This window comes from Nostoc sp. NMS7 (assembly GCF_017115085.1).
Classification (GTDB): Bacteria; Cyanobacteriota; Cyanobacteriia; order Cyanobacteriales; family Nostocaceae; genus Nostoc.
This window is the reverse complement of record NZ_JABXKJ010000030.1, coordinates 1-13,005: the sequence shown is the minus strand read 5'-3', so window position 1 is coordinate 13,005 and position 13,005 is coordinate 1. Positions and strand designations below refer to the sequence as shown.

Below are 13,005 nucleotides of genomic sequence, written 5' to 3'. Positions count from 1 at the left end.
TTATTGAATTGGACAAAGCAAATTTTTTTAAGCAAGGTTAAATTGATGGAAGGTTTTATAAAATGCTCTGAAACCGAAATAGTGAAAAGCGAAATAGCAAAGCAAATTTATGCAGTTTCACATCTAGTTGGGTCGTTTCAACTTCGCTCTGGACGAATATCAAACGAATACTTTGATAAGTATCAGTTTGAGGCAGATCCAATTTTACTTAATGCTGTTGTTAGGCAAATGATTACTCTCATTCCAAGTGATATTGAAGTACTTGCAGGTCTCGAACTTGGTGGCATTTCGATAGTGACACTCTTATCACAGTACTCTGGTTTACCTACTGCGTTCGTGAGAAAAGAAGCGAAAAAATATGGAACTTCCCGATTAGCTGAAGGTGTAGAGATTAATCATCGGAAGGTGCTAATTGTAGAAGATGTAGTAACTTCTGGTGGTCAAATTATTATCTCAGCCAATCAACTGCGTCAACTTGGCGCTCAAATTGATTACGCTATTTGTGTAATTGATAGAGAAGAAAGTGCTGTTGATAAACTTTTAGCTGAAGGGATCACACTGTTTTCTCTGCTCAAGCGGAGTGATTTTCCTAATTAATATTTAGGTCATGTAAAAAGTGCTGTTACTGTTACTGAAAGAAGAATTATGACTCAAGAACTATGGACAGAAGTTGATCGTTACATCACTGATTTGCTAATACCTTCTGACCCTGTGTTAGATGCTGCTCTTCAGGCTAGTGATGCAGCTGGTTTACCACCACATAATGTTTCGCCGAACCAAGGTAAACTGCTCATGCTATTAGCTTTAATCCATAAGACGCGGACTATTCTGGAAATTGGTACCTTAGGCGGCTACAGCACAATTTGGTTAGCCAGAGCATTGCCATCTGACGGTCATTTGATCACCCTAGAGTCAAATCCCAAGCACGCCCAAGTTGCCCGCGAGAATATAAACCGCGCTGGTCTGGCTCATCTTGTCGAGGTGCGTGTTGGGCGGGCAATAGAGACACTGCCGCAACTGGCTAAGGAGGGATACAATCCATTTGACCTAATTTTTATTGACGCAGACAAGCCAAGCAACCCAGAATATTTTGCGTGGGCGTTAAAGCTTTCCCGGCGGGGTAGCCTGATTATCGCTGATAACGTTGTACGCAATGGATCTGTAATTGAGGCGAACAGCGATGATCCTAGTGTTCAAGGAGTACGTCGTTTTAATGAGTTACTCGCACATGAACCGCGTGTGAGTGCAACTGCAATCCAGACTGTAGGCAACAAAGGGTATGACGGTTTTGCGATCGCACTTGTTACGTCTGACAATTAGCAACGTATTCCGGTGTTGCTGAATCAAGGGATGATTCTTGTGGGGTGGGCATCTTGCCCGCCCCAAAATACAAGGGACGGGCAAGATGCCCATCCCACAAAACTAGCAAAATCATCCCGCAAATATGCAACGCCCGTATTCCAAACTGATTAACTAAGCCATAGTTTCAGTAAATCTATTCAAACCGAAATATGTCAAACATTGCTGATTTTTCTGCTTCTCAACTGTTATCGCTATATAGCGATCGCCAGTTATCACCAGTTGCAGCAACTAAAGCTGCCCTAGAACGGATCAATACTTACAATAGCTCAGTTAACGCCTTTGCGATCGTAGATGAAAAGACTGCTCTGGCTGAAGCCCAAGCCTCAGAAGTCCGTTGGCTAAATGGAAATCCCTGTGGCTTAGTGGATGGTATACCTTTTACCGTCAAGGATTTACTATTAACCAAGGGTTTACCAACGCGCCGAGGGAGTAAAGCGATAATCTCCCATCAACCTTGGGAAGAAAATGCACCTGCGGTGTCTCGTCTGCGAGAACAGGGAGCAGTTTTATTAGGAAAAACCACAACCTCTGAATTTGGTTGGAAGGGTGTCACCGACAGTCCACTTACTGGTATCACCCGCAATCCTTGGAATACAGATTTGACTCCTGGAGGAAGTAGCGGAGGTGCTGCTGTCGCTGCTGCATTGGGCATGGGAACACTGCATCTTGGTACAGATGGTGGTGGATCATCAAGAACACCGGCGGCGTTAACAGGTGTGTTTGGTTTCAAACCGACTTTTGGACGTGTTTCTGGCTATCCATCAGCCCATACTGGCTCATTGTTTCATATTGGCGTTTTGGTTCGCACCGTCACTGATGCCGCACTCACATTAAATGTCATCGCCCATTCTGATGTGCGTGATTGGTATGCTTTACCAGATGACAAACAAGACTATACATCTGATTTAGACAGGGGTGTAGCCGGATTGAAAATTGCTTACAGTCCCAACTTTGGCTACGCTGAGGTTGATTCAGAAGTAGCTGCTTTAGTTAAAGCCGCAGTTGATGTTTTTGCTAAACTCGGTGCGATTGTCGAAGAATTTGATCCAGGTTTTGTAAATCCTCGCCCCATTTTTCAAACCTTTTGGCAAGCTGGCGCAGCTAAGTTATTGCGTGGCTTTAGTCCAGAACAACAAGCTGTAATTGAAGAAGGTTTGCAAGCTACAGCCAAAGAAGGCGATCGCCTCAGCTTAGTAGAATATCTCAACGCCCAAGATGCCCGTGAAGCATTGGGACGGCAAATGCAAAGATTTCATCAAAACTATGATTTATTACTTACTCCCACCTTACCGATAGCTGCTTTTCCCGTTGGACAAAATCGACCTCAATCATTTATTGATCATCAGCACCGAGATTGGACACCTTTTACATATCCTTTCAACCTTACACAACAACCTGCTGCATCTTTACCTTGTGGCTTCACCAAAAAAGGTTTGCCTGTTGGTATACAAATTGTTGCTGCAAAATATCAAGATTTACTAGTCTTGCAAGCAGCTAAAGCTTATGAAAGTGTTTTTCCTTTCATCATGCCTGCAAACTGCCATCCAAATTTTACAACCCACATTCCGCAAATGTGACTCATATCATTAGTAATTTTGATAAATTAACCCAGAATGTCACTACTAAATACTCAATTAATTTGATTTGGCAGGTGTTTGAGTAATTATGTCGATAATTTCTTGCGGGGATTTGTCTTCAATCGTCGCTAATAAATTTATAGCTTTTTTGAGTAGGCGATCGCTATCTTCAAAGGTGTTTTGACTCGGTAACACAAGCTGGATGGGATCACCTGCGTCATCTTTGTCACCTTGAAATACCAACAAACGTGGATTAGGATGATTTACTGCTTGCCATCCTTGTTGCTGGAGGTAGCTGACGACATCAGTTATGTGGAGAGGATGGGTTTGTGATTCCTCTGTTGAAATTTTTTGTACCATCACCACTCTCCTGTTTTGACCTTCTCTATTAAATCTAGCAACTATTCTGGAGTTAAGCGTTGTTGTCGAGGGATTTTGATTCTAACACTTTGGCGATTGGTGGTTGGTTTGCCGCTTATGTATTCCCAATAACAACTTCCACGCAGACGCATTTCATCCTCATCGTATGTTAACCATTGGGATGAATCTGGAGCTAAGGCAAATAGGATGAGGATACAAGGTACAGCCATCCGAAAATTGCGGCGAATGACTAAATCATTGTAAGTTTTGGCTTCCAAATCGTAGGTAATAGTGTTATTATCTCGCTGCCATTGGGTTGAAGCTTTTAGTTGAAAACTGAGCGAAAAACCTGATTCTACCCGTCGATTGTTACGGATAGTAATTTCATCAAAGTTACCATCTACTCCATAATCATATTCGCGGATAGAAAGATTTAAGCCTGCTTTACCTGCGACTGCTCGGATATAGGCTCGACTTAATCATTTAAGAATATGGGGTTCGGTTAACACAAAATTACAAAAGCTCAATGTAGTTCTACATAATACCTGAAGATTGTTGAAAGTTAATTACTAACTCATTTAAAGCTTCTGTATCAATCAAAAAGCCATCGTGACCGTAAATTGATTTCAGCAAACCTAGTTGAGCATGAGGAATTAAATCTGCTAGTTCTTGTTGTTCTATCGGCGGATAAAGAATATCAGAATCAATAGCAACAACTAAAGCCGGTTGTTTAATGCTTTGCAAAACAGATTTATAGTCTTGACCTTGAGCAATATCATGACTATCCATTGCTTGGGTGAGAGTGATGTAAGTATTGGCATCAAATTTCTGTACTAGCTTTTGACCATGATGTTGTAAGTAGCTAGCGATCGCAAATTGGTCAGCAGAAGCATCATATTGTCGTCCAAAACGTTCTGTAAAGGTCTGCCAAGAACGGTAAGCACTCATCGCCATCATCCGCGCTACAGCTAATCCTTGGTTTGGTGGCTGTTCTGGTGTGTAGTCACCCCCAAGCCAATTGGGATCGGCATAGATAGCCTGTCTTTGGGCTTCACTCAACCCAATACACCAAGCTGAATGTCTACCGGAAGTGGCAATGGGTGCGATCGTTTGCACGATTTCTGGATATAATAACGCCCACTCTAATACCTGCATCCCACCAAGTGACCCACCAATTACTAGCTGTAAAGATTTAATTCCCAGATATTTAATCAGTGCAGCTTGTAAGTGAACCATATCCCGAATCGTAATCGCTGGAAATGATCCGCCATAACGGATTCCTGTTTGGGGATTGATGCTAGTTGCTCCCGTAGTGCCGTAACAACTGCCCAAAATATTGCTGCATACAATAAAATTGCGATCACTATCCAGTGCTTTTTTTGAACCTAACAAACCTTCCCACCAGTCATCTGCATCAGCCGAACCAGTTAAAGCATGACAAATTAGCACTCCATTATCGCCTTCCAAGTTTAACTTTCCCCAAGTTCGATAAGCGACCTGAACCCCAGTTAAAACTTCCTCTCCTTCTAACTCAAATGGTATCGGCAAATGATAATACTGAGTTTGTGGTGAAATGAAGTGCTGATAATTCATCTAATACTAACTGAGGAGACAATAAATTCAAAATTCAAAATTTTAGATTTGGGGAACATGAGGGAGAGACCAATGACCAATACTTCTCTTCTTAGGCTGCGCCAACGACTTCTCTACAAGACGCTGTTCGCGTTTGCTCAGTACAAGTGACCAATGACCAATGACCAATGACTAATGACCAATGACTAATGACTAATGACTAACCTATTGAAATGCTTGCTCAAAATCTTCTTTGATATCGTCAATGTGTTCAATTCCCACTGATACACGCACTAAATCAGGTGTCACACCGGCGGAAAGTTGTTCTGTATCACTTAGTTGTTGATGGGTTGTGGAAGCAGGATGAATAACCAGGGTTTTAGCATCCCCAACGTTTGCTAAATGACTTGCCAATTTGACATGATTAATAAAGGTTTTACCCGCTTCTAGTCCGCCCTTGATCCCAAAATTTAAGACTCCGCCAAATCCGTGTCTGAGATATTTTTTGGCTCGCTCATGAGCAGGGTGATGGGGAAGTCCTGGATAATTTACCCATGCTACTTGTGGTTGCTTTTCTAACCACTGGGCTAATTCTAAAGCGTTGCTCACATGGCGGTCTACACGCAGAGAAAGAGTCTCTAATCCCTGTAATAACAGAAAGGCATTAAATGGACTCAATGAGGGGCCAAAATCCCTTAACCCTTCTACTCTGGCACGGATAATGAAGGCAATATTACCAAATTGACTACCTACACCAAATACTTCTTGAAAATTCAGCCCATGATAACCGGGGGATGGTTCAGTAAAGACGGGAAATTTGCCATTACCCCAGTCAAATTTCCCAGAATCGACAATTACGCCACCGATAGAAGTGCCGTGACCACCAATCCACTTAGTTGCAGATTCGACTACAATATCTGCACCGTGTTCAATTGGTCGAGCCAGATATCCGCCAGCCCCAAAGGTATTATCAACAATCAGGGGAATTCCATTTTCATGAGCAATTTGGGCTAAGGCAACAAAGTCGGGAATATTGTATTGGGGATTGCCAATAGTTTCCACATACAATGCTTTTGTGCGATCGTCGATCGCCTGACGAAAATTTTCTACCTCGTCTCCTTCGACAAATTTGACATTTATACCTAAACGTGGTAGAGCAACTTTAAATTGGTTATAGGTTCCCCCATATAAAAAACTGGTGGAAACAATATTATCCCCAGCTTGAGCGATCGTAGTTAAAGCCAAGAACTGCGCCGCCTGACCACTAGAGGTAGCTAAGGCTGCTACACCCCCCTCTAAAGCAGCAATTCGCTTTTCAAATACATCCGTTGTCGGATTCATGATCCGCGTGTAGATATTGCCAAACTCTTGCAGGGCAAACAACCGCGCCCCATGATCCGCATCGTCAAAAACGTATGACGTTGTTTGATAAATCGGTACAGCGCGGGCATTAGTTCCTACAGCTGGTTCTTGTCCTGCATGGACTTGCAATGTTTCAAAGCGATATTTTTCAGACATAGAGAATTATTGCTAGCAAAGATATTTTGACAAACAATGATAAATCTATCGACTTTTAGTATATTAACATTCCTGCGTCAAGTCCCCATCTGCTGAGTTATCCTTCTGAGGAGCATCTTACCTTTGCAAATATACCAGTCTCTTAGAAATCGCGGTTCATCATTATCCCAATTACAAATTACGAATTAATTAAACGCGTCCCCACATTAAAATGCGTTTGTAAGGGAAAAAGAAAGGTTGCTCATCTTCCAACTTCTCAAATAACTTTTTCCTATACCGTTCTACAAATCGTTCATAAGTCTGGATATCTAACCGCGACTCGTATGCCGTTAATAGCGTGCCACGATACCACTCAACTACAGATTCTCGTGACGGTAGAACATGACCATAAATCTGAAGTTTTACTTCCTGCTTCATAAACCCCAGTTTATACAGCAGTTTTGCATAATTTACTGGGGTAAGTACCTCCAATCGCCGCACATATTCCCCCAATTCTTGACTAAAATCCTTGGCTGTTTCAAGTGCTAACTGATGTACTGGTTCATCGTCCATCGTTGGGATTTGTATAGCCAGTTGTCCACCCGGACGTAACTTGCGGCGTAATTTTTCAAATAAAGCTTCGTGTCCTGTTAACCATTGCAAAGCGGCATTAGAAAAAACTAAATCAAACTCTCCTTCTCCTGGGTTATCCTCTATTTTTCCTTGCTCAAATCGTAGACCGTTACCTTCATATTGACGTGCTTTTTGCAGCATATTTTCAGAAGCATCTATTCCCAGAGTTTCTTGTGCTGCTAGTGTATCGTGCAGATATTTCGTTAACTTTCCCGTTCCAGATCCTAAATCCAGAACTCGTAAGTTTTCTTGCCGATGCACCATGTCTACCAAATCGTAAAATGGGCGACTTCTTTGGGATTGAAACCGTTCATATAATTCTGGATTCCATTTATCTGGCATTTTGTAACTCTACCTCCTCAATACACAACTTCCTAAAGCTGCCACAGTCATATTTTTCTCTTTTTTGGATAGTTGGATTAGTAAATATAATTAGCAGCTATTAATTAAATTGTAATTTGCCAAGCTTTTTTAAGGTTAAAAATAATGAGTTAATATGTAATGCTTGCAATAAAGTACCGCTTTCAATTAATTCTATAATTTTTTGTAAAGGCAACAGCAACACATCGATTTGTTCTGTATTATCCAAATTTAAATCAATGGATAGATAAAATTGGCAACTGTTTCACGTTCGAGCCAGCCTTGCTTACGGTAAAATTCCCGTTGATAAGATTCTCGCTCTTTGTGGTTTAGCAACATGAGTCCTGAACATTCTCGGATTTTTGCCTCTGATATGACGGTTGCTAGCAGAGTTTTGCCGATACCTTGACCACGAGCAGTTTTTTGGATGAATAACTCCGAAATATAACCTTGAAGTTTGGGACGAAATGGGCAAGGTAGCCAATGAACAGTAATGTATCCGATCAGCGAAAAACGGTCTTTGATTGGAGGGCCAATACACCAATGTAATTCATCAGCATCGGGTGGTCTATGACCGAGTTCAGATAAAGCAAACTGAATGCAGCGAGTAATGCCAGGCTTGGGATCTGTCAAAGTCCCATCTAAATCAAACAGAATAGTTGAGGCGGACATAATTCGTAATTCGTAATTCGTAATTAATAACACTCTTAATTACTCTCTGCACCTCTGCGTTTCTGCGTGAGATAAAAAATAAATATTGTGCATCTGAAAACAAAACTCGCACAGTAACGTTTTGAAAATAATTGTTAATTTTTAATTATTATCCAAAGAACAAATAACTCGTAATTTAAATCTTAACTACGAATTACTAATTATCTTTAGGAGTCTGGTTTCGTCGCTTGCAGGGAAGGTTGCCCAGAAAACTCATCATACCATTGTGCAAGTTTGGGGTAGCTTAATCGCCATTGCAGTTCAGGCAGACGGCTCTCTAGCCCCAGCGCTGATGCGAGGGTGATATGAGCAAGTTTAGGAGTTTGGTCGAATTTCTCAGAAATCTTCTCAAAGTAGTCCAAGATTCTTAAAGCACGCGATCGCTCTAATTCGATTATTCCTGATGATTGCTCAGTTGAAGAACGCCGTAACTCCCGTACCCAGACAGCAATACCATCTATGAACCCACTAGCTATACCTTCAAGTTGCTGTAAAAAGCCATCAGAAACATCAGCAACTAATTTGATTTTGGGATTGAATTGATTTAAATAAACGCATATTATGCGTGTTTCACTCAAAATAAATCCGTCATCAGTTGCTAGTGTTGGGACTTTACCTGTGGGGTTGTAATTCAGTAGCTCACTATTCGGATCTCGTACAGTGACTTTTTGCATTTCGATCTGCTCACTGAGATTCAGTTCTAGTGAAGCTATTCTTGCTATGCGTGCATACGGTGAGTTAGGTGTATAGAAGAGTTTCATAAAAAAGTGCGATCGTCATTAGATATTGGGTTCAAATGTTTATCGTTTTAACATTTGAAAAAATCTGGTAAATCAATTAGAAAATATTTGAAAGATATTTTAGTAGCATCTACTAGTTTGTCAAGTTCAAATGGATGGATAAATAAGTTCTTAGTAAGGATTAAAGTCCTTACTAATCGCCCAATCCGCCTCGGTGTCATACGGTTCGTACAGGAAATCTATACCGCCTAGTCCCTCATCTGCCTTTCTGCTACTCATTCTCCTATTTACAGTGTGTCTTAATTACGTTCGTTTGTTCGTGTAGCGTCCAGTTGGCGCATGCAGCCTCTCGTAGAGAAGCGGAGCGTAGCCCATTACGAATTAGGATGATTTGCTCTAAAGAAGAGAATCGGTTCTGCCAAATTATTGTTTTTCAATAAAGCATTGGCATACTGCACAGGATTAGATTCTGCAAAGTAGATTCGTTGTGCAGCATGGTATCGCTGACGATATAGACGAACTGCGTTTTCGTAAGACCCAAGCCGTGCTGCATCCCTCTCTACCCCACGCTGTTCGGCCACCTCAAAATCTGTATCTATATAGATACGATAGTCAAAGTAAGAGACAATCTCTGGTCGTAGCAGAAAACTGGCAGCAAAAAGAAAAATATCTCCAGGATTGGCTTTATTAGGTGTCTCTTCCACTGGAGCATCTGTTTCCAAGTCGAACCCACGTGCCTGATAGATTAAATTACCCCCAGGCGCGAGTGGTTCAAGCACAAGCTTTTTAAGGAGCGGATAGTTGTAGGCATCAAAATAGTAGCCTTTAGCCGACTCACGACCTCGGCGATGGCGCAGGTGACTTGGGTTATGGAAATCATCCACTGCAATGTGAACAGAACTTCTTCCACGTCTGGTTAATATCTGCGCTAGCTCCTGTGCCAAAGTAGATTTCCCACTTGCAGTAATGCCTGTCACCGCTACTTGCAGAACACGAGAAGGCAGAGCCTCAGCACGCTCCATTAAAGTATCCGCTATTGTTTCCAAAACAGTAGCACGTGTATCACCCATGTATCGCTCCCATGACCAAGTATGGAACTTGCAGTTTACTACCAATGAAAGTTTGGAATCTTCTACTTCATAGAGATTGTCTACCTGGTATTTTATTTTTACGCGAGTCCCTATTACGCAGTTACTGCCTCACGTCGGTTATATGCAGAGGAGTCTCCCTTGATGGCTTCACTTTGTTTACCATCAATACCAACGGGAATATCACCAACAATAGTTACTCGTTGAACGTGGCGAGGTTGATTGCCGTAGTCTGCGATCGCATAATGTTGAGTAGCACGATTATCCCAGAAAGCAACATCGCCAACTTTCCAGCGCCACCGGACTGTGTTCTCAGGACGTGTAATGTAAGCTTGGAACAATTTCACGATTTCATCGGATTCATTCTGGGATAAACCACGCAGGCGGCGCACGAACCCACCAATAAATAACCCACGTTCACCGGATTCAGGATGGACGCGGACAACTGGATGCAGGGTTTCGTATACAGTGGAGGTAAAAACAGCCCGATGCTCTAAAACTTCTTTTGGTAAGTCAATTGTAGCTGCTGCATAATCGTAAGCGTTGCTGTGTACTGCCCAAAGTTGGTCAGCAAGATTACGTAGGTGAGTTGGTAAATCTTCGTAAGCAGTCACGGAGTTTGCCCAAATAGTATCACCTCCTGATGGTGGGATGACCAACGCCCGTAAAACGGAACCAAGGGGGGGACGGTCTACAAATGTGACATCAGTGTGCCAGTTATTGGCGCGACTCACAGTCTTGCCATAATTCAGGTCAAGAACTTCGGGGTTTTCTGGCAATGAGGGAACAGTGGGATGGGCTGTAGTGACTTCCCCAAAGCGACGGGCAAAGGCTACTTGTCCTTGAGCATCAAGGTTCTGCTCTCGGAAGAAGATAACTTTGTGTTTAACTAAAGCTTTACGGATATCGCTGATGATTTCGTTGCTGAGGTTACTGCTCAAGTCAACACCGATGATTTTTGCACCGATACATCCGGCAATTGATTTGATGTCAAAGTGTTGGGAAGTCATGGTAGTTACTCCAAGTTAAATAAGATTGTGGATTTGTCTCACGCAGAGAGTAAGAGGAAGCTTTTGCTATCTATGCGGGGTAAAAGACGAATGTTCGTAGTTCGATGCTTTCTCGTGGGGGAGCGTTGGCTGGGCTGGTCGGGTCTTCAAAGGCTGTATGGGCTGCAAAACGTGCGTGTCCGTCTTCTGCGGAGTCGAAACACTTGATAAATAGTGCCTCATCTCTGTGCATTTGTGGGAAGTAGAACCATTTATGTTTGGAGTTATACGTGACTCCATAAGTTTCACCGATGCGATCGCGGTACACAAGATCGCCAGCTACAATGTCTGTGGGTGCGATACTTTGCGCGTCACACACTGCTAATGGTGACTCTTGAATTGGTGTTGCGATCGATCGCCAAACATTAATGATGGCAAATCGCTGTTGCAATAGTGTATCAATTTCATCATTATCTATGCCTTGCGCTGCTAGTTCCAAACGGGCGCGAGTATAGCCAGATTTGGCAGTGAAGTCGTTATGTACACGCTTGGCAGGTTCTTTAATATTATTCTCACCTGGACTGGACTTACCAGCGTTACGCAGGGTGTGATCGAATATTACTACCTTAGTTGCACCTGTCACCTCTTTTAATAATTGCTCGGCTTCTGGGTAGTAGAGGCGGCGAACTTCGTCTTCGTTATAAAAGTCGCGCACATTAGTACGATGTCCAGTAAACGCAAAACCTTCTTTATCTAACGAGATGTTCTCTGAGATCGAACGAGCGTTGTAGATGGGTAGTTTGTACGTCTGATAAGTTGCATTAGTGCGAGGAATCCCGGCTGGCGGTTCGTAGGTATAGTTAACGGGTTTTTCTGCCATTGGAATCAGGTAACTGAGGTTAGCCTCTACGTATGGCAGTTCTTGGGAAATCGGTCTATCTAGAACTTGGTTATTTAAGCTCATAAGTTATCCCATTTTGGATTTTGGTTAATTTTTGGTCAATACTCAACAGTTAATGATTCACTCCCATCACCACAGCCCTGTGTCCTATTTTTCTGCTGCACCAACGGGAATCGGTTCACCGAGAACTTTGGCGAATCTTTGCAAATAGAAGTCTACAGGATTTTCTACTGCTTGAATTGAGGAGCGATCGCGTACCAGATTCCACCATGTCTGCAAACGAGGTGTTTCTGCTGGTAGTGTGAATTTGCGGAAGTGTTCTAAGACTGGTAAACGTTCAAACCAAGGATAGAAGCTGATATCAACTAGGCTAAACTGATCTCCTAATAAGTAATCACCTTTGCCTAATCCTTCTTGTTCAATATATAGAAGTGCTTCTGTGAACTCTTTTCGTCCTTGTTCTTGTTCTTGGCTATCTTTACCGCGCAGAAATTTGTTAAAAGCTGGGACAAACCGAGTATTGGCGTAGTCTATCCAGATACGAGCGATCGCTTTAGCTGCGGGATCGCGGGGTAACAATGGTGGTTCTGGAAAAACCTCATCTAGATATTCATTGATAATGGCGGACTCATAAATTTCAACATCTCCATGTTTGATAGCTGGAACTTTGCCATAGCGCGAAATCTGCGTGTACCCATCTGGTTTATTTTGTAAGTCAATTTCTATCGGGGTGAAGTCAATGCCTTTTTCCAGTAAGACTACACGAGTCCGTTGAGAGAAGGTAGAGGCTTTGGCGAAGTACAGTTGTATGTTGCTCATGAAATCTTTTCCTTGTAATTATCGTGAATGCAGACTATTTGAGATTGCACAACTCCAACTCAAGCAATAAGACAGATGTGTTGATTACTCCAGTTAAATAATTGACTGGTAGGTATCTACGTCACTTACATGACATATTACTGTTTATCGGTTAGTTTACCGTATTTTAAAAATTATACAGTCTTTCTGAGAATATGTATACCTAATTATTAGTGTAACTAAATAAATATATAGAGATAATCAGGCTTGTCAAAAAGAGGTATTATTACCAGACAAAAGCTATTTTCAGGTAAATAGACCACGCGGTAGAGCCACAGAAAAAGCTCATTGGTGTCAACTTCAGCTAGAAATCGCTTGTTGACTTCCACGCCCGCCCAGAAATAAATTTCTTTGGCT

At 42.2% G+C, this 13,005-nt stretch carries 14 protein-coding genes and 1 pseudogene; 3 read left to right on the top strand and 12 right to left on the bottom strand.

From position 1 onward, the window contains the following. Window positions 1-45: 45 nt before the first annotated feature. The 3 genes from pyrE (at window position 46) to HWQ38_RS02185 (ending at window position 2,939) form a co-directional block, all read left to right on the top strand. On the top strand, window positions 46-597 hold the full coding sequence (gene pyrE / locus HWQ38_RS02195; RefSeq protein WP_292789661.1) for an orotate phosphoribosyltransferase: 552 nt from the start codon (window positions 46-48) through the stop codon (window positions 595-597). 48 nt (window positions 598-645) lie between these two features. Further along, the gene (locus tag HWQ38_RS02190) at window positions 646-1,320 is read left to right on the top strand and encodes an O-methyltransferase (protein WP_292789659.1); all 675 of its coding nucleotides are present in this window, start codon (window positions 646-648) and stop codon (window positions 1,318-1,320) included. A 191-nt stretch (window positions 1,321-1,511) separates the two neighbouring features. Continuing rightward, window positions 1,512-2,939, top strand: coding sequence for an amidase (locus HWQ38_RS02185; RefSeq protein WP_292789657.1), 1,428 nt, complete (start codon window positions 1,512-1,514; stop codon window positions 2,937-2,939). A 57-nt stretch (window positions 2,940-2,996) separates the two neighbouring features. Here the strand turns inward: HWQ38_RS02185 and HWQ38_RS02180 are convergent, their stop codons facing one another. The 12 genes and pseudogenes from HWQ38_RS02180 to HWQ38_RS02125 form a co-directional block, all read right to left on the bottom strand. Further along, the gene (locus HWQ38_RS02180; RefSeq protein WP_292789655.1) at window positions 2,997-3,299 is read right to left on the bottom strand and encodes a hypothetical protein; all 303 of its coding nucleotides are present in this window, start codon (window positions 3,297-3,299) and stop codon (window positions 2,997-2,999) included. Window positions 3,300-3,340: 41 nt separating this feature from the next. Continuing rightward, a pseudogene (locus HWQ38_RS02175) lies at window positions 3,341-3,766 on the bottom strand (DUF4365 domain-containing protein); the annotation flags it as partial. Between the two features lie 67 nt (window positions 3,767-3,833). Next, the gene (gene metX, locus HWQ38_RS02170; RefSeq protein ID WP_292789653.1) at window positions 3,834-4,892 is read right to left on the bottom strand and encodes a homoserine O-acetyltransferase; all 1,059 of its coding nucleotides are present in this window, start codon (window positions 4,890-4,892) and stop codon (window positions 3,834-3,836) included. A 204-nt stretch (window positions 4,893-5,096) separates the two neighbouring features. After that, complete coding sequence (locus HWQ38_RS02165; protein ID WP_292789651.1) at window positions 5,097-6,389, bottom strand: O-acetylhomoserine aminocarboxypropyltransferase/cysteine synthase family protein; 1,293 nt, start codon at window positions 6,387-6,389, stop codon at window positions 5,097-5,099. Window positions 6,390-6,578: 189 nt separating this feature from the next. Further along, the gene (locus HWQ38_RS02160) at window positions 6,579-7,343 is read right to left on the bottom strand and encodes a methyltransferase domain-containing protein (protein ID WP_292789649.1); all 765 of its coding nucleotides are present in this window, start codon (window positions 7,341-7,343) and stop codon (window positions 6,579-6,581) included. A gap of 100 nt (window positions 7,344-7,443) precedes the next feature. Beyond that, the gene (locus HWQ38_RS02155) at window positions 7,444-7,590 is read right to left on the bottom strand and encodes a hypothetical protein (protein WP_292789647.1); all 147 of its coding nucleotides are present in this window, start codon (window positions 7,588-7,590) and stop codon (window positions 7,444-7,446) included. 2 nt (window positions 7,591-7,592) lie between these two features. After that, complete coding sequence (locus HWQ38_RS02150) at window positions 7,593-8,066, bottom strand: GNAT family N-acetyltransferase (RefSeq protein WP_292789646.1); 474 nt, start codon at window positions 8,064-8,066, stop codon at window positions 7,593-7,595. 173 nt (window positions 8,067-8,239) lie between these two features. Next, the gene (locus HWQ38_RS02145; RefSeq protein ID WP_292789645.1) at window positions 8,240-8,833 is read right to left on the bottom strand and encodes a glutathione S-transferase family protein; all 594 of its coding nucleotides are present in this window, start codon (window positions 8,831-8,833) and stop codon (window positions 8,240-8,242) included. 353 nt (window positions 8,834-9,186) lie between these two features. Next, a complete protein-coding gene (locus HWQ38_RS02140) occupies window positions 9,187-9,882 on the bottom strand; it encodes a hypothetical protein (protein WP_292789644.1) in 696 nt (231 codons plus the stop codon). Window positions 9,883-9,995: 113 nt separating this feature from the next. Further along, window positions 9,996-10,910, bottom strand: a complete 915-nt coding sequence (locus HWQ38_RS02135) for a TauD/TfdA family dioxygenase (protein WP_292789643.1) — start codon at window positions 10,908-10,910, stop codon at window positions 9,996-9,998. Window positions 10,911-10,980: 70 nt separating this feature from the next. Beyond that, window positions 10,981-11,853, bottom strand: coding sequence for a CmcJ/NvfI family oxidoreductase (locus HWQ38_RS02130; protein WP_292789642.1), 873 nt, complete (start codon window positions 11,851-11,853; stop codon window positions 10,981-10,983). An 84-nt stretch (window positions 11,854-11,937) separates the two neighbouring features. After that, window positions 11,938-12,609: a glutathione S-transferase family protein gene (locus HWQ38_RS02125; RefSeq protein WP_292789641.1), complete on the bottom strand. Its 672-nt coding sequence runs from the start codon at window positions 12,607-12,609 to the stop codon at window positions 11,938-11,940. Window positions 12,610-13,005 lie beyond the last annotated feature (396 nt).